Source organism: Niallia sp. WK069_GA_01 (genome assembly GCF_983173855.1).
Map to the genome: position 1 here is coordinate 68,511 of NZ_OZ470138.1, position 17,884 is coordinate 86,394.

A 17,884-nucleotide genomic window follows, 5' to 3' on the forward strand; every position below is an offset into this window, starting at 1 on the left:
CAGTTATCCTCTCTTCCATCGTATACCTTGTGCTGTATCTTCTAGTATAATATTCATTGCCTTAAGCTGATCTCTAATCTCATCTGCTAATTGAAAATCCCGTGCTTTGCGTGCTTGATTTCGCTTTTCAATTAATGCTTCAATCTCCTCATCTAGCAATTCCTGTTTCGATAAGGACATTCCCAGTACATCAAACAGCTCTTCAAATTCATTAATAAAAGCATTTATAACAACAGCAGACGTAGTTTTTTCTAATAAATAATAGTTAGCCTGCTTAGATAATTCAAATAATACCGATATACCATTTGCCGTATTAAAATCATCATCCATATCCGTAATAAACTGTTTATGCAAATGGTCAATTTTCTCTAACCATTCCTTGTTTGTATCCGTTAAATCAGTACTTGCTGTTTTGCGATGCTGTAGATTTTCGTACGATGTTCTTATTCTGTCTAGACCAGCCTGCGTCTTCTCCAACACTTCATCGCTATAATTAATCGGGTTGCGATAATGAACAGACAGCATAAAAAATCGAAGCATTTGAGGATCATATACTTTAATAATATCATTCACTGTCACAAAATTACCTAGAGATTTTGACATTTTTTCATTATCTATATTTATATATCCATTGTGCATCCAATAGCGGGCAAAAGGCTCTCCCGTTAAAGCTTCTGATTGTGCAATTTCGTTTTCATGATGCGGAAATGCCAAATCTTGCCCACCTGCATGTATATCGATCGTGTTCCCTAAATATTTTTTAGCCATAGCTGAACACTCTATATGCCATCCGGGACGCCCTTCTCCCCACGGGCTGCTCCATGCTATTTCTCCATCTTTTGCTTTTTTCCATAAAGCGAAGTCTAAGGAATCCTGTTTCTTCTCGCCTACAGCTATCCTTGCACCTGAGCGCAGCTCGTCAATGGATTGATGGGATAGCTTTCCATATGTTTCGAAGCTTCTAGTACGATAATAAACATCACCGTCCGATTCATAAGCAAATCCTTTTTCAATTAGCGCATTAATAAAATCTATAATGATGTCCATGTTTTCTGTTACTCTAGGATGAATATGTGCCTTTTTGCATCCAAGTGCTGTAACATCCTTAAAATAGGCTTCTATAAAGCGGTCTGCTATTGTTGGGACATCTTCCCCCAGTTCGTTTGCTGCCTTAATTAATTTATCGTCTACATCTGTAAAATTAGAAACATATTGAACGTCATACCCGCGATACTCTAAATAACGTCTTACGGTATCAAATACAATTGCTGGTCTTGCATTCCCTATGTGAATATAATTGTACACAGTGGGTCCGCATACATACATTTTCACCTTTCCCTTTTCTAACGGAATAAACTCTTCTTTCACTCTCGTTAATGTATTATAAATTTGAATGGGCATTATTTATAACTCCTTTCTGTTTGCATTTCCTGTAGTTGTTGTTTTAATTGCAAGATTTCTATTTCCATTTCCTTCAACCGTTCTGCAAACGGGTCTGGCAAATCGCAGTGATTTAAATCCTTGCCTATTTTCATGCCATCTTGCACCTTTACTCTACCTGGAATACCTACCACGGTTGAATTGGAGGGTACATCTCTCAGCACTACAGAACCAGCACCTATTTTAGCATTTTCTCCAATTATAATAGATCCTAATACTTTTGCACCTGTTGCAATCAAAGCATTATCCTTTACAGTTGGATGCCTCTTTCCTTTTTCCTTTCCTGTTCCACCCAGTGTTACACCTTGATAGATTGTCACATTATTTCCTATCTCACATGTTTCTCCAATAACTACTCCCATGCCGTGATCAATAAACAAACGTTTTCCGATTGTTGCTCCAGGGTGAATTTCAATCCCAGTCATAAAACGGCTAAACTGAGAAATAACTCGTGCTATAAAAAAACCGTTTCTTTTATAGAAAAAGTGCGCTATTCGATGGAACCAAATGGCATGTAATCCAGAATAGGTTAAAATAACTTCCAAATAACTTCTTGCAGCCGGATCTTGTTCAAATATTACAGATATATCTTCTTTTATAAGTCGAAACATTTTACCCCTCCCAACCAACAAAACTTTCATATTTCTAGCTGCTTAAGTAAGAAAAACTCAAACACCCTTGCACATCATCGAAATGTAAATGTTCTGACCGATAAAAAATACTTCTTACATTTAATCGGTCAGACTATTTGACACGAATTGATAGGGGGGCGGCTAAATGCGCAACCTCCTGCAACAACAACGTACTAGTACTAATTTGAGTAGATAAATCTTAAGATTGTAAGAAAAACAATTTTAAAATATAAGGTGCTTTAAAATAAAGTAAACTTCCATAAGTGGGGGTTCTTACTGCCCGTTAAGAGTAGGATAAATTGAAATTTCCGTCTATTCATCAAGACTTTCATTTACAAGTATAAAAATAGCGTCTCTGTCTAAAAGACAGAGACGCTATTTAGCGCGGTTCCACTCTGTTTAGATTATTGCCAAGGCAATAATCTCCACTCCTCCTTGTTAACGGACAGGTTCCGCCATTATCTACTAAGAAAAGCGCAAAGCGCCAGAAGCTAGAAGAGCATCTAACCTCTTACATTCGTTCTTTCTTCTCTTGAAGAAAGCTGTTCGATATAGGACTCAGAGGGGCACTTCAAAAAAGGATTTGCATAAATCACTTTCAGCCAATGGTAATTCTCTCTAGAATGCTTCCTTTTTTTACTTTTCCTCATCTACGTTTTAAATTCATTCTTTTCTTTTACTATATTACATTTTGCATAATATGTTAACTATTTAATGATAATAATCGCTTTTCAATTTTTTCTTTTCCTAATAATGCAATCGCTTTTGGTAAGTCAGGACCATGTGTTTGTCCAGTTGCAGCAACACGGATAGGCATAAACAAGTTCTTTCCCTTTTGACCTGTTGCCTTTTGCACTTTTTTAATAGCAGCTTTAATGTTTTCAGGGCTCCATTCATCCATATTGTTCAATTCTTCTCTAAACGAATTTAGTACAACTGGTACTTGTTCCCCAGATAACACCTCTTTTGCTTCTTCCTCATAACTAATTTCATCACTGAAAAACAAAGTAGAAAGTTCCACAATTTCTGCTCCAAAACTCATTTGATCCTGATAAAGATGAATTAAGTCTTGAATCCATGCTTCTTCTACTTCGGAACGATTTTCTCCTATCAATCCTGCCTTAACTAGATGTGGGATTGCCAAATCACACACTTTATTTAATTCAGTCTTTTTAATATATTGGTTATTCATCCAAGCTAATTTTTGCTGGTCAAATAATGCTGGTGATTTTGAAAGGCGATCCGCATCAAAGATTTGGATAAACTCTTCTTTTGAGAAGATTTCCTCCTCACCCTCCGGAGACCATCCTAAAAGAGCAATAAAATTAAATAATGCTGTTGGCAGGTAACCTAATTCTTCATATTGCTCAATAAATTGAATAATAGACTCGTCCCTTTTGCTTAATTTTTTTCTGCTTTCATTTACAATTAACGTCATATGTCCAAATCTTGGTCTTTCCCAACCTAATGCATCATATATCATTAATTGTTTCGGTGTATTCGTAATATGATCATCGCCTCTTAACACATGAGAGATCTTCATTAAATAATCATCAATCGCTACTGCAAAATTATAAGTTGGAGTTCCATCTTTTTTTACAATAACATAATCACCAATTGATTCAGAATCGAAAGAAACATGTCCTTTTACCATGTCCTCAAATTCATAAACCGTATTTTCTGGAACACGAATACGGATGCTCGGCTGTCTACCCTCTGCTTCCAGATTGGCCTGCTCTTCTTGTGTTAAAGAACAACATTTTCTAGAATATTTCGGTGTTTCGTTTTTTTCCAATTGGGCTTCTCGTTCCGCTTCCAGCTCTTCTTCTGTGCAGTAGCATTTATATGCCAGCCCTTTTTCTAATAGCTCTGTATAATATTTTTTATAGATGTCATTTCTTTCTGATTGGCGGTATGGACCATATTCGCCACCTACATCAATACTTTCATCCCAATCGATTCCAAGCCATTTTAAATACTTTAATTGGCTTTGTTCTCCGCCTTCAATATTTCTCTTTTTATCTGTATCCTCAATACGGATAATAAATTTTCCACCTTTATTTCTTGCAAATAAATAATTAAATAATGCTGTACGTGCATTCCCTATATGCAAATGTCCCGTTGGACTTGGGGCATAACGAACTCGAATTTCGTTTGTCATACTTTTGCCTCCTTGATTGTCATTCATAGATTTTTTATTTTACTAACCCTTAAACAGCAGTAAGCCGATCACCTTTTCCTGGTGAAAAAACCATGAAAAGGATACTGCCCATAAAGGTCCGATTGGTTAGCTATCCATCCGAATCCGCAGGAATTAAGAAAAGCCTACAGATGGAGGTTTCACCTTATTCTATCATTTCATTTTTTTCTTTAAAAGAGTGTTTCCATTACTTTCTTTGTAAGAGCACGACTACCTGAGAAGCAATCCCTTCTCCCCTGCCTGTGAATCCCAATTTTTCTGTTGTTGTTGCCTTCACGTTTACATTACCTTCTTCAGTCTCTAATAAACTCGCTATTCTTTTCTTCATCGAAGGTATATATGGTGCCATCTTTGGTTTTTGGGCGATAATTGTGCAATCTGCATTCACTAGTTCATACCCTTTTTCCTTCACAATACTCCAAACATGCTGAAGCAGCTTAGCAGAATCGGCATCTTTAAACGCTTCATCTGTATCTGGAAAATGTTTTCCGATATCACCCTCTCCAACCGCACCAAGGCAAGCATCAGCTATTGTATGTAAAAGCACATCTGCATCTGAATGTCCTAATAATCCTTTTTCGTATGGGATTTCAATACCTCCAATGATAAAAGGCCTTCCCTCTACAAGTTGATGCACATCAAATCCTTGTCCTATTCTAAACATCTCTTTTCCTCCTTCTTTCCCAATGCGTTCATCTTTTTTATAATTGCTTCGGCAAAATATAAATCTTCTGGTGTTGTTAATTTTATATTGTCATAATTTCCTTCAACAATCTTCACTTTTTCCCCTAAGCGTTCTACTAAACTAGCGTCATCCGTTCCTAAAAAACCGTCTCGTTGTGCTTCTGCATATGCTTTCTTTAGCAAAGAAATGCGAAAAGCCTGTGGGGTTTGAATAGCCCACAAGCTTGAACGTTCAACTGTCTCTGTCACTAAATTACCATCTACCTTTTTTATCGTGTCCTTCATAGGGACTGCTAAGACAGCTGCACCGTTTTCTTCAGCAACTTTTGTTAATTCCTTTATTTGTTTGGTGTTTATAAAAGGTCTAGCAGCATCGTGTACAAGTATAACGCTATCATTTTTCAATTCTTTTACTGCGTTATGAATGCTGTACTGTCTCTCGTCTCCACCATCAATAAAAGCAATAATTTTTGTTATATTATTTTTTTGTATTAATTCCATCATTTCTATTTTATCTAGAGGGTTTATCACCAACCATATTCCTTTACAATTAGGGTCCTCTTCGAAAATGTTTAATGTATGGATAAATATCGGTAGACCCTCTAGCATTAGAAACAGTTTATTTTTCCCTGCTCCCATTCTTTTTCCCTGACCTGCTGCGGGTATAATAACTTCATAAAGCATAAATATAAACCCCGATTCTTTTACAATGCTTTTTCTAATAATTTAGGCTTTGCAAATATCATTCTACCTGCAGATGTTTGCAATACACTTGTAACCAATACATCGATGTGTTTTCCAATGTAATTGCGTCCCTCTTCCACTACAATCATTGTTCCATCATCTAAATATGCAATACCCTGATTATGTTCTTTTCCATCTTTAATGATTTGAATTTTCATTTCTTCTCCTGGAAGAACTACAGGCTTAACAGCGTTTGCCAAGTCATTAATATTTAGTACAGAAACCTTCTGAAGTTCGCAAACCTTATTTAAATTAAAGTCATTTGTCACTACCACACCATTTGTCAGCTTAGCCAGCTTAACAAGTTTACTATCAACCTCAGGTATCTCTTCAAAATCGCCTTCATAAATCTCTACTTTGATGGCTAGCTCCTTTTGAATTCTATTCAGGATATCAAGACCTCTTCTTCCTCTATTACGTTTTAATGCATCTGAGGAATCCGCAATATGCTGAAGTTCACCTAAAACAAATTGAGGTATTACAATCGTACCTTCTAAAAATCCAGTTTGGCAAATATCAGCTATTCTTCCATCAATAATAACACTTGTATCAAGTATTTTCAGATTGCTTTTTTCTTCTTTAACAGCATCCTCTTCACTTGCTCTTTTTCTTTTAGCCGTAAAAAGAGTTAATAATTCATCTCTCTTTTTAAAACCAACTTGGAATCCAAGATATCCAAAAAGCAAAGTTAAGAGAATCGGCGCTATCGTATTAATAATTAGTACTTTTATAGCTGTTAATGCATAGCCTATTAAAAAAGCTAATATTAAACCAAAGGCTAAACCTACGCTACCAAAAATTATGTCTGTGATTGGAGCCTCTACAAGGGATTCTTCCATTAACTTTACAAAATCAACTACATAATCAACTGCCCAAAAAGTAATAAAATAAAAAATAATGGCACCAAGTATTGCAGAAACATAAGTGTTATTTATTAAATGAGAATCAAGTGACACAACATTTAATAAATCTGGAATAAAAATAATTCCAAGCGTCCCTCCAATAATCAGGAAACATGCTTGTATAATGCGTTTTAACAATACTTTCACCTCCTCCTTCACATTATAAACAAATTCTCAGATTTGAAACCTGATATTACTGAGAATTATTTTACTTGTAATGAAAAAGTTATATTTGTGTAGTTATTAACATATCCTTCTTAAAAAAATGTAATCATGAAAGTGGTTTACTTAATCATGATATATTCTTCTTAAAGAATATGTTTAGAGTAGCACTAACAGTAATAAAATGTCAAATAATTAAACAGTACATTTTATCATACAGTTCAGCGAACATCAATTGATTTTTTCTCGATAGCTTGTCTATTTCCCATGAAAGAATCTAGTTTTTCATCAGGGAAAATAATAAGTACAACTTATATCTAGATAATGAAAACGAATTTATTCGTTTAATGCCGCTTTTAACGCTTCGCTGACTGAGGATACGCCTACCAATTTAACGCCACTAGGAGCCTTTAATCCATTTAAGTTATTAGAAGGAAGTATGACTCGTTCGAATCCTAGTTTAGCAGCTTCTTGCACCCTTTGTTCAATCCTTGACACCCTTCTCACTTCCCCTGTTAAGCCAACTTCACCAATAATACAATCAGTAGCTCTAGTTGGTTTATCTCTAAAACTCGACGCAATACTCACAGCAATGGCTAAATCAATTGCTGGTTCATCGAGCTTTACTCCTCCTGCTACTTTTAAATAGGCGTCTTGATTTTGTAAGAGCATTCCCACTCTTTTTTCTAAAACGGCCATTAATAATGGTACCCTATTATGGTCTATCCCAGTTGCCATTCTTCTTGGATTTCCAAAACTGGTTGGCGAGATAAGTGCCTGTATCTCTACTAGAACCGGCCGGGTTCCTTCCATTGACGCAACCACTGTAGAGCCAGCAGCACCCTGCGAACGTTCTTCCAAAAATATCTCAGAAGGATTTTCCACTTCTTCTAATCCGAATTCCTTCATTTCAAAGATTCCCATCTCATTCGTAGAACCAAATCGATTTTTGACCGCTCGTAAAATCCGGTATGTATGATGTCTTTCTCCTTCAAAATATAGAACTGTATCCACCATATGTTCTAGTATCCTAGGACCAGCAATAGATCCTTCCTTTGTAACATGTCCAACTATAAATATGGCAATTCCTTTTGTTTTCCCAATCCGCATAAGTTCTGCCGTGCACTCTCTTACTTGTGATACACTTCCAGGTGCTGAAGTCACTTCTGGATGATAAATAGTTTGAATAGAGTCAATCACAACAAATTCTACATTTGAGTTTTCAATTGTTTTACTAATTTCTTCTAGATTGGTTTCGGAATATACAAGCAAATGTTCGGTTGAAACTCCTAACCGATCCGCCCTTAGTTTTGTTTGTTTTTGAGACTCCTCACCAGAAACATATAACACATTATGTTTGCTTTTCGCCAGTTGAGAAGACACTTGTAAAAGAAGCGTTGATTTTCCTATTCCCGGGTCTCCTCCAATAAGCACAAGAGAACCTTGCACTACTCCTCCACCTAATACGCGATTGAGTTCATTCAAATCTGTTAATACTCTTGGCTCATTAATGGTTTCAATACTTGTAATTGGTATTGGTTTTGCTGCTAAAGTGCTTCCTTGCGAATGAGCGAAAGCACCCTTTCTCTGCGATGTACTTTTCTCTATTTCTTCCACCATTGTATTCCAATTCCCGCATCCTGGACATCTTCCCATCCATTTTGCCGATTCATACCCGCATTCTTGGCATAGAAATTTTGTTTTTCGCTTTGCCATTTCTTCTTCCTCCTAACACATATCCACTTACCTTTCATTATCTTCCGTGATGAATGTAATAGCAACTATCTTGTCATCGAACCTATAACGAACGTCTTTCTTCTTTATTTTATTATTTGTATGGAAAGCGCAGGGCGCCTTGCTCAGCAACGAATGCACATGTTCTAACCGACAACTCACTAAAAACATTCATTTTATTGTTAAAAACAAATAACACACGTATAAGAATATACGTGTGTTATTTACCATTACAACTATTTTTGTAAATTTGGCGTTTGATTTGTTTCTTTTACTTTTACCGTAAATTCGCCGTCCTCTATATCCAAATTAATATTTTGACCAGTTAAAACGGTACCTTTCAACAACTCTTCAGATAAGCGGTCTTCAATATGTTTTTGAATAGCTCGGCGTAATGGTCTTGCGCCATACTCAGGATCATAGCCTTCATCTGCAATTTTCCCTTTAGCCGCATCTGTTATCGTTAAATAAATATCTTGTTCTTTTAATCTTTTTACTAATTGTTCTGCCATTAAAGTCACAATTTCTTGTAAATGTTTTTTCTCAAGGGAATGGAACACGATGATTTCATCAATACGGTTTAAAAATTCCGGGCGAAATGCTCTTTTCAGCTCTTCCATTACTTTACCCTTCATATCTTTATAATCTTGATCTCCATCTTGGATATTAAAGCCAACATATTTATTACGTTGTAATGCAGAAGCTCCAACATTCGAAGTCATGATTAAAACAGTATTGCGGAAGTCAACAGTTCTTCCTTTCGAATCGGTTAAGCGTCCATCCTCTAATACTTGTAATAAAATATTAAATACATCAGGATGTGCTTTTTCGATTTCATCTAATAATACAACCGAATATGGTTTTCTTCTTACTTTCTCTGTAAGCTGACCGCCTTCTTCATAACCTACATAACCTGGAGGAGAACCAACCAATCTGGAAGTAGAATGCTTTTCCATATACTCTGACATGTCAATACGGATCATTGCATCTTCATCACCAAACATGGACTCAGCAAGTGCACGGGCAAGCTCTGTTTTACCAACACCTGTTGGTCCTAAGAAAACAAAGGATCCTATTGGTCGTTTCGGATCTTTTAACCCTGCTCTAGCACGTCTAACCGCTTTTGAAATTGCTTTAACTGCTTCTTCCTGTCCAATTACTCGATTGTGAAGAATGCCCTCCATATTAAGCAATTTATCTGTTTCCGTTTGAGCCAATTTAGAAACAGGGATTCCAGTCCAACTAGATACTACACTAGCAATATCTTCAACCGTAACTTCTGTATTTTCCTGCCCTTGTTTCTCTTTCCAATTCTTCTTCGTTTCTTCTAGCTGTTCACGCAGCCTTTGTTCTGTATCACGTAATGATGCAGCCTTTTCAAATTCTTGACTTTGTACGGAAGCATCTTTTTCTTTGCGTACTCCTTCCAGTTTTACCTCTAATTCTTTTAGATTTGGTGGAGTAGTATATGATCTTAATCGTACTTTTGAACCAGCTTCATCGATTAAATCGATTGCTTTATCTGGTAAAAATCGATCAGAAATATAACGGTCTGAAAATTTTACTGCTGCCTCAATTGCCTCATCAGTAATGGAAACACGGTGATGCGCTTCATAACGATCGCGTAACCCTTTTAATATTTGAACAGATTCATCTGCTGTTGGTTCATCCACTGTAATTGGCTGAAAACGTCTTTCTAACGCGGCATCTTTTTCAATATATTTGCGATACTCGTCTAATGTTGTTGCTCCAATACATTGAAGTTCTCCTCTTGCTAAAGATGGTTTCAGAATATTGGAGGCATCAATTGCGCCTTCCGCTCCACCTGCACCGATTAAAGTATGCAGCTCATCAATAAACAAGATAATATTGCCAGCTTGGCGAATTTCGTCCATCACTTTTTTCAGGCGGTCTTCAAATTCACCACGATATTTTGTTCCAGCAACTACTGTTCCCATATCAAGCGTCATTACTCTTTTATCCCGCAAAATCTCAGGTACCTCGTTTTGCACTATTTGTTGTGCAAGACCTTCTGCAATAGCCGTTTTACCAACACCAGGTTCCCCGATTAGAACAGGATTGTTTTTTGTCCTTCTGCTTAAAACTTCAATTACACGTTGAATTTCTTTGCTTCGGCCAATAACTGGATCAAGACTTCCCTCTCTAGCAATTGACGTTAAGTCTCTTGCTAAACTATCTAATGTAGGTGTGTTTGCACTTGCTGCTGAACCGCCCTGATGACTGCCTGATTCACTGCTTCCTAAAAGCTGTAACACTTGTTGACGAGCTTTATTAAGACTAACCCCAAGATTATTTAATACTCTTGCGGCAACCCCTTCTCCTTCTCGAATAAGACCTAACAAAATATGTTCTGTTCCTACATATGAATGTCCTAATTTTCTTGCTTCGTCCATCGATAGTTCAATAACTTTTTTTGCTCGTGGTGTATAGTGAATAGTTTGGGAGGCATCCTGCCCACGTCCTATAAGATTTTCTACTTCTTCTTGGATTTTTTCTGGACCTAACCCTAATGCTAGTAAAGCTTTAGCAGCTATTCCTTCTCCTTCTCGAACTAACCCAAGCAGAATATGCTCAGTTCCAATATTATTATGTCCTAAACGAATTGCCTCTTCTTGTGAAAGTGCTAGTACCTTTTGGGCTCTTTCCGTAAAACGTCCAAACATCATGCTTTCATCCTCCCTATACTCATTATATTGATTTCAATTTAAGTCTTTCCCTTATTAGAGATGCGCGACGAATGTCACGATCATTAGGATTCATTTGACCACCAGCATATAATTGTAGAAATCCAGGCTGAGTTAATATTAAAAGCTCGTTTAAAATATTTTTAGAAATACCTTTTATATAGCCCATATCAATTCCTAATCGAACATCGGAAAGACATTTTGCAGCTTCTTTTGTTTCAATAATTCGACTGTGACAGAGTGTTCCGTAAGATCGGTATACTCTGTCTTCTAATTGTATGTTAGAAGTTTCAGCTAATGCCTCTCTTGCTTGTTTTTCCTGTTCAATCAGTTGGTTCACAACACTTTTTAATTCATCTACAATGTCCTTTTCAGATTTGCCTAGTGTTATTTGATTTGATATTTGAAATATATTCCCTTGCGCTTCGCTGCCTTCTCCATATATCCCCCTAACTACTAAACCTAAATGATTAATAGCTGGAATAATGCGATTCATTTGCTGGGTTAGTACCATTCCAGGTAGATGCAGCATTACTGACGCTCTTAAACCTGTTCCAATATTTGTTGGACAACTTGTTAAATAGCCCATTTCGAGATGATACGCATAATCAATTTGCTGTTCTAACCAATCATCAATCCTACTCGCTAATTCTAACCCTTCTAAAAGCTGCAATCCTGGCTTAATGCATTGAATACGAATATGATCTTCTTCATTAAGCATAATGCTAATTTCTTCATTATCTGAAATTATACATGCTCCAAATGCAGCTTCTTCTGCAAGCTGGGGGCTGATTAAATGTTTTTCTACTAAAACACTTTTTTCCAATCCTTGAAGATCATCCATATAAAGTAATTCTAAATCGCCTATACCTAAAGATTCCTGATCCTTTAATTGATTTTTCACCGCTTGAATTACTTCAGCAGCTTCCTCATTAGAAAACAAAATCGGAAATTTTATTTTTTTTATATTTCTAGCTAATCTAATTCGAGAGGTTAATACAATGTCAGAATCAGGACCGTCTGAACACATCCAGGATGTTTTTGACTTGTTTATAAATTTTTCCAAAGACACCCTTAATCGCCTCCCTTATTAAACGCTAATAACTGCTTTGTTTTCTCTCTTATTTCATCCCGAATCTCTGCTGCCTTTTCAAACTCTTCCTTGTTGATTAACTCTTTAAGCTCATCTTTTAATTTTTCAATATCTTTTTTTATTAAAATATGACCGCCAATTTTTTCAGGAATTTTCCCTTTGTGTTCCATGTTTCCCCCATGCAGTCTTTTCAGAACAGGCTGCAGTTGATCCTTAAATGTTTCATAACAATTGGGACATCCAAATCTTCCTATTTTTATAAACTGAGGAAATGTCATCGAGCAGGTTCTACATTGTAATACTTCCTCTTTTTTATAAGGATTTTGTTTAATCTGCTGAAAACTAGGTTCTATATTTAATAAATTTGCTAATAAGCTATTAATCGATAAACCAGAGGAACCATTAATCATAAATAGTTCACCTTTTTCTGCTGCACATTGTTCACACAGATGAAATTCTGTTTTAGTTCCATTAATGCTTTTCGAAAAATGAAGTGTTGCAGGTCTTATATTACACTCTGAACAAATCATATTTTCACCTCACATAACTGAGTTTTATTTATATTTTAATGTAGTTAACATTGCCTTTAATATTCTTGCTCGTAATTCATCTCTATATGGCAATTCAAGATATAAAACAGATCGGTCAATTACACTAAGCATAATTTTTGCTTCTCTATTATTAATTACCTCTTCTTCCACTAGACGATAAATAACATCCTCCGCACTGCTTTGAGGTATACGACTTTGAATAAGGGTTAATAATTGGTCAATTAAATCAGCGTAATCATAGGATTGCACTTTCATGATACGAATAAAACCCCCGCCGCCTCGTTTGCTTTCTACAACATATCCTTTTTCCATTGTAAAACGCGTGTTAATCACATAGTTTATTTGGGAGGGAACACAGGAAAACTTATCAGCAACTTCACTTCGCTTTATTTCTACTAATGATTTTTCGCTCATTTCCAGTACTTCTTTTAAGTAGTGTTCAATTATATCCGAAATATTTCTCACCCAGCCTCCCCCTTCTGACTTTGACTATATTTGACTATAATTATACATGAAACTACTTATCAATCGCAACGTAGACGTTCTACTAATTTTCCCATTTTAATTACTTCCCAAACCTCTATCCTGTTTTTCTTTATATCAAAGGGGGGATTTTCAATAATAAAAGATTGAGTTATCTATAATATAGTCTGATTTTTCTATATTTTCAAGTAAGACGAATAGCATTTTTTCTCTTATTCTTTTGCTTCCAAAAAAATCATAAGGATAAATTAGTTCATTGTTAATAAAAATCCACTAATCATAACTTTTAAATGGAATGTATTTTATTATGAATTCTTTGTGACAAGAAAGGTTATTTGCTATGCAGATATAGAATATAGTCTATAGAAATAGAGAGAGAGGTCTTTATGATAAAATGAACATAAACAATAAATTTATCTGTAAAATTCTTCAGCTTCTTCATATATTTCTAGGCATTGGTGGATTTTATGGAGGAATATCATTATTAATTCAACCAAACGGTGATTTATTACAACTTCCCTTATCTTTATTGTCTTCATCACCTTTTCCTAACTTTACTATTCCTGGAATAATTTTAGTCATTCTGTTCGGGATTAGTCCTATAGTTACTTCAGTTGCTTTATTCTTCAAATGGAATTGGAATGGCATTTCCAGCTTAACTGTTTTTAAAGATAAACATTGGTCTTGGAATTTTTCTTTATATATTGGGTTTGCACTAATTATATGGATTACCGTACAAGCATATTTAATAAAGAGTTTTTCTACTATACAGTTAATTTATTCTTTTCTTGGCATTGGCATTTTGATTTTCACTTTACTGCCATCTGTTCAGTCCTTTTATAAGATAAAGTAAGCAGTATAGCTTGGTTTAAATTCTATTACCTGCTTCTATACATAAAAAGGATAAATTTCCTTGTGCTTCATCGAAATGCGAATATTCTAAGGGGAGAGTTTCAGCTCACTAGCGGGAGAATTTTTTCGGATTTTGAGCATCTTGATAAGAAGGATACTGACTGTTCTTTAGAAATTGGTAAAAAAATTAGCAGCTTCACTCATCTAAATAAAATAGATAAATTTCAATACAAAAAAGGTACTCAATAATTGAGTACCTTTTTTAGTGCCTGGCGACGTCCTACTCTCACAGGGGGAGAGCCCCCAACTACCATCGGCGCTGAGAAGCTTAACTTCCGTGTTCGGTATGGGAACGGGTGTGACCTTCTCGCTATCGCCACCAGACTATTTTGTTTTTGAGAGTTGTTCCCTCAAAACTAGATTATGTGTAAGAAGAAAGAACCGAATTAATCATTTTTAGTTAAGTCCTCGATCTATTAGTATTTGTCAGCTCCACATGTCGCCATGCTTCCACCTCAAACCTATCAACCTGATCATCTTTCAGGGATCTTACTAGCTTACGCTATGGGAAATCTCATCTCGAGGGGGGCTTCATGCTTAGATGCTTTCAGCACTTATCCCTTCCGCACATAGCTACCCAGCTATGCCTTTGGCAAGACAACTGGTACACCAGCGGTGCGTCCATCCCGGTCCTCTCGTACTAAGGACAGCTCCTCTCAAATTTCCTACGCCCACGACGGATAGGGACCGAACTGTCTCACGACGTTCTGAACCCAGCTCGCGTACCGCTTTAATGGGCGAACAGCCCAACCCTTGGGACCGACTACAGCCCCAGGATGCGATGAGCCGACATCGAGGTGCCAAACCTCCCCGTCGATGTGGACTCTTGGGGGAGATAAGCCTGTTATCCCCGGGGTAGCTTTTATCCGTTGAGCGATGGCCCTTCCATGCGGAACCACCGGATCACTAAGCCCGACTTTCGTCCCTGCTCGACTTGTAGGTCTCGCAGTCAAGCTCCCTTGTGCCTTTACACTCTACGAATGATTTCCAACCATTCTGAGGGAACCTTTGGGCGCCTCCGTTACTTTTTAGGAGGCGACCGCCCCAGTCAAACTGCCCACCTGACACTGTCTCCCACCCCGATAAGGGGTGCGGGTTAGAATGTCAATACAGCCAGGGTAGTATCCCACCAATGCCTCCACCGAAGCTAGCGCTCCGGCTTCCAAGGCTCCTACCTATCCTGTACAAGCTGTACCAAAATTCAATATCAGGCTACAGTAAAGCTCCACGGGGTCTTTCCGTCCTGTCGCGGGTAACCTGCATCTTCACAGGTACTATAATTTCACCGAGTCTCTCGTTGAGACAGTGCCCAGATCGTTACACCTTTCGTGCGGGTCGGAACTTACCCGACAAGGAATTTCGCTACCTTAGGACCGTTATAGTTACGGCCGCCGTTTACTGGGGCTTCAATTCAGAGCTTCGCATTGCTGCTAACCCCTCCTCTTAACCTTCCAGCACCGGGCAGGTGTCAGCCCCTATACTTCGCCTTACGGCTTCGCAGAGACCTGTGTTTTTGCTAAACAGTCGCCTGGGCCTATTCACTGCGGCTCTCTCGGGCTTTAACACCCAAAAGAGCACCCCTTCTCCCGAAGTTACGGGGTCATTTTGCCGAGTTCCTTAACGAGAGTTCTCTCGCTCACCTTAGGATTCTCTCCTCGCCTACCTGTGTCGGTTTGCGGTACGGGCACCTTGAACCTCGCTAGAGGCTTTTCTTGGCAGTGTGGAATCAGGAACTTCGGTACTATATTTCCCTCGCCATCACAGCTCAGCCTTTATGGTAACGGGATTTTCCTCATTACCAGCCTAACTGCTTGGACGTGCTAATCCAACAGCACGCTTACCCTATCCTCCTGCGTCCCCCCATTACTCAAACGGTTCATAAGGTGGTACAGGAATATCAACCTGTTGTCCATCGCCTACGCTCTTCAGCCTCGGCTTAGGTCCCGACTAACCCTGAGTGGACGAGCCTTCCTCAGGAAACCTTAGGCATTCGGTGGATGAGATTCTCACTCATCTTTCGCTACTCATACCGGCATTCTCACTTCTAAGCGCTCCACCAGTCCTTACGGTCTAGCTTCAACGCCCTTAGAACGCTCTCCTACCACTGACATCTATTGATGTCAATCCACAGCTTCGGTGATACGTTTAGCCCCGGTACATTTTCGGCGCAGAGTCACTCGACCAGTGAGCTATTACGCACTCTTTAAATGGTGGCTGCTTCTAAGCCAACATCCTGGTTGTCTAAGCAACTCCACATCCTTTTCCACTTAACGTATACTTTGGGACCTTAGCTGGTGGTCTGGGCTGTTTCCCTCTTGACTACGGATCTTATCACTCGCAGTCTGACTCCCAAGGATAAGTATTTGGCATTCGGAGTTTGTCTGAATTCGGTAACCCGATGGGGGCCCCTAGTCCAAACAGTGCTCTACCTCCAATACTCTTACCTTGAGGCTAGCCCTAAAGCTATTTCGGAGAGAACCAGCTATCTCCAAGTTCGATTGGAATTTCTCCGCTACCCACACCTCATCCCCGCACTTTTCAACGTGCGTGGGTTCGGGCCTCCATCCAGTGTTACCTGGACTTCACCCTGGACATGGGTAGATCACCTGGTTTCGGGTCTACGACCACATACTTATTCGCCCTATTCAGACTCGCTTTCGCTGCGGCTCCGTCTTCTCAACTTAACCTCGCATGTAATCGTAACTCGCCGGTTCATTCTACAAAAGGCACGCTATCACCCATTAATGGGCTCTAACTACTTGTAGGCACACGGTTTCAGGATCTATTTCACTCCCCTTCCGGGGTGCTTTTCACCTTTCCCTCACGGTACTGGTTCACTATCGGTCACTAGGGAGTATTTAGCCTTGGGAGATGGTCCTCCCTGCTTCCGACGGGATTTCTCGTGTCCCGCCGTACTCAGGATCCACTCAGGAGGGAACGAAGTTTCAACTACAGGGTTTTTACCTTCTATGACTGGCCTTTCCAGACCTATTCATCTACCCCGTTCCTTTGTAACTCCATGTTGAGTGTCCTACAACCCCAAGAGGCAAGCCTCTTGGTTTGGGCTAATCCCGTTTCGCTCACCGCTACTCAGGGAATCGCGTTTGCTTTCTCTTCCTCCGGGTACTTAGATGTTTCAGTTCCCCGGGTCTGCCTTCAGTACCCTATGTATTCAGGTAAAGATTCTATCCCATTACGGATAGAGGGTTTCCCCATTCGGAAATCTCCGGATCAAAGCTTACTTACAGCTCCCCGAAGCATATCGGTGTTAGTCCCGTCCTTCATCGGCTCCTAGTGCCAAGGCATTCACCGTGCGCCCTTTCTAACTTAACTTACTTCGAACAACGATAAGCTTCGTATCTCTGCGTCAGCTCTCTCACTCTGCTCCTCACGTACTGTTGTACGCTCCGGTGCTCGTTCGGTCGCTTCCTTGATCTACTCGCTTCTCCCTGTTCTCATGGTTTCTGCTATTTGGTAGATGGTATTTGACTACTATCTACTATAAATAGAGAATCTAAGATGGCGATTACTCGGTTTCTTTCTTGGTTCTTACTATACATAATCTAGTTTTCAAGGAACAATTACGGCTGAAAATAAACTTCACATCTCTTCGTCAGCTCTCTCACTCTGCTCCTCACGTAC

The 17,884-nt window shown here is 38.5% G+C and carries 12 protein-coding genes, 2 rRNA genes and 1 other annotated feature; of the genes, 1 reads left to right on the forward strand and 13 read right to left on the reverse strand.

Annotated elements, in window-relative coordinates:
- Window positions 1–3: 3 nt before the first annotated feature.
- The 11 genes from cysS to AC5LWL_RS00485 form a co-directional block, all read right to left on the reverse strand.
- Window positions 4–1,401, reverse strand: a complete 1,398-nt coding sequence (gene cysS / locus AC5LWL_RS00435) for a cysteine--tRNA ligase (RefSeq protein WP_493432529.1) — start codon at window positions 1,399–1,401, stop codon at window positions 4–6.
- Window positions 1,401–2,051: a serine O-acetyltransferase gene (cysE, locus tag AC5LWL_RS00440; RefSeq protein ID WP_493432530.1), complete on the reverse strand. Its 651-nt coding sequence runs from the start codon at window positions 2,049–2,051 to the stop codon at window positions 1,401–1,403. The genes cysS and cysE overlap by 1 nt, the downstream gene beginning before the upstream one ends.
- Window positions 2,052–2,437: 386 nt before the next feature.
- Window positions 2,438–2,734, reverse strand: a binding site (T-box leader).
- A gap of 41 nt (window positions 2,735–2,775) precedes the next feature.
- Window positions 2,776–4,233, reverse strand: coding sequence for a glutamate--tRNA ligase (gltX, locus tag AC5LWL_RS00445; protein WP_493432531.1), 1,458 nt, complete (start codon window positions 4,231–4,233; stop codon window positions 2,776–2,778).
- 226 nt (window positions 4,234–4,459) lie between these two features.
- Window positions 4,460–4,936, reverse strand: a complete 477-nt coding sequence (gene ispF, locus AC5LWL_RS00450; RefSeq protein WP_493432532.1) for a 2-C-methyl-D-erythritol 2,4-cyclodiphosphate synthase — start codon at window positions 4,934–4,936, stop codon at window positions 4,460–4,462.
- Window positions 4,924–5,640 (reverse strand): 2-C-methyl-D-erythritol 4-phosphate cytidylyltransferase, encoded by a 717-nt coding sequence (gene ispD, locus AC5LWL_RS00455; RefSeq protein ID WP_493432533.1) that lies wholly within the window; start codon window positions 5,638–5,640, stop codon window positions 4,924–4,926. The genes ispF and ispD overlap by 13 nt, the downstream gene beginning before the upstream one ends.
- A 20-nt stretch (window positions 5,641–5,660) precedes the next feature.
- Window positions 5,661–6,740 (reverse strand): PIN/TRAM domain-containing protein, encoded by a 1,080-nt coding sequence (locus AC5LWL_RS00460; protein ID WP_493432534.1) that lies wholly within the window; start codon window positions 6,738–6,740, stop codon window positions 5,661–5,663.
- Between the two features lie 360 nt (window positions 6,741–7,100).
- Window positions 7,101–8,480 (reverse strand): DNA repair protein RadA, encoded by a 1,380-nt coding sequence (gene radA / locus AC5LWL_RS00465; protein ID WP_493432535.1) that lies wholly within the window; start codon window positions 8,478–8,480, stop codon window positions 7,101–7,103.
- Window positions 8,481–8,734: 254 nt separating this feature from the next.
- On the reverse strand, window positions 8,735–11,185 hold the full coding sequence (gene clpC, locus AC5LWL_RS00470; protein ID WP_493432536.1) for an ATP-dependent protease ATP-binding subunit ClpC: 2,451 nt from the start codon (window positions 11,183–11,185) through the stop codon (window positions 8,735–8,737).
- A gap of 22 nt (window positions 11,186–11,207) precedes the next feature.
- Complete coding sequence (mcsB, locus tag AC5LWL_RS00475) at window positions 11,208–12,275, reverse strand: protein-arginine kinase McsB (protein WP_493432537.1); 1,068 nt, start codon at window positions 12,273–12,275, stop codon at window positions 11,208–11,210.
- A gap of 2 nt (window positions 12,276–12,277) precedes the next feature.
- Window positions 12,278–12,826 carry a protein-arginine kinase activator protein McsA gene (gene mcsA / locus AC5LWL_RS00480; protein WP_493432538.1) on the reverse strand — a complete coding sequence of 183 codons (549 nt, stop codon included), beginning with the start codon at window positions 12,824–12,826 and terminating at the stop codon, window positions 12,278–12,280.
- Between the two features lie 24 nt (window positions 12,827–12,850).
- Complete coding sequence (locus tag AC5LWL_RS00485) at window positions 12,851–13,312, reverse strand: CtsR family transcriptional regulator (protein ID WP_493432539.1); 462 nt, start codon at window positions 13,310–13,312, stop codon at window positions 12,851–12,853.
- A gap of 412 nt (window positions 13,313–13,724) precedes the next feature.
- Between AC5LWL_RS00485 and AC5LWL_RS00490 the strand changes: the two genes are divergently transcribed.
- Window positions 13,725–14,183, forward strand: coding sequence for a hypothetical protein (locus AC5LWL_RS00490; RefSeq protein WP_493432540.1), 459 nt, complete (start codon window positions 13,725–13,727; stop codon window positions 14,181–14,183).
- A 266-nt stretch (window positions 14,184–14,449) separates the two neighbouring features.
- Here the strand turns inward: AC5LWL_RS00490 and rrf are convergent.
- Window positions 14,450–14,566, reverse strand: a 5S ribosomal RNA gene (gene rrf / locus AC5LWL_RS00495).
- Window positions 14,567–14,638: 72 nt separating this feature from the next.
- Window positions 14,639–17,575 (reverse strand): 23S ribosomal RNA (locus AC5LWL_RS00500).
- Window positions 17,576–17,884 lie beyond the last annotated feature (309 nt).

Excerpts from the sequence above, each read along its gene's own strand:
- cysS (WP_493432529.1), bottom strand. The coding sequence starts at position 1,401 with ATGCCCATTCAAATTTATAATACATTAACGAGAGTGAAAGAAGAGTTT.
- cysE (WP_493432530.1), bottom strand. The coding sequence starts at position 2,051 with ATGTTTCGACTTATAAAAGAAGATATATCTGTAATATTTGAACAAGAT.
- gltX (WP_493432531.1), bottom strand. The coding sequence starts at position 4,233 with ATGACAAACGAAATTCGAGTTCGTTATGCCCCAAGTCCAACGGGACAT.
- ispF (WP_493432532.1), bottom strand. The coding sequence starts at position 4,936 with ATGTTTAGAATAGGACAAGGATTTGATGTGCATCAACTTGTAGAGGGA.
- ispD (WP_493432533.1), bottom strand. The coding sequence starts at position 5,640 with ATGCTTTATGAAGTTATTATACCCGCAGCAGGTCAGGGAAAAAGAATG.
- radA (WP_493432535.1), bottom strand. The coding sequence starts at position 8,480 with ATGGCAAAGCGAAAAACAAAATTTCTATGCCAAGAATGCGGGTATGAA.
- clpC (WP_493432536.1), bottom strand. The coding sequence starts at position 11,185 with ATGATGTTTGGACGTTTTACGGAAAGAGCCCAAAAGGTACTAGCACTT.
- mcsA (WP_493432538.1), bottom strand. The coding sequence starts at position 12,826 with ATGATTTGTTCAGAGTGTAATATAAGACCTGCAACACTTCATTTTTCG.
- AC5LWL_RS00490 (WP_493432540.1), top strand. The coding sequence starts at position 13,725 with ATGAACATAAACAATAAATTTATCTGTAAAATTCTTCAGCTTCTTCAT.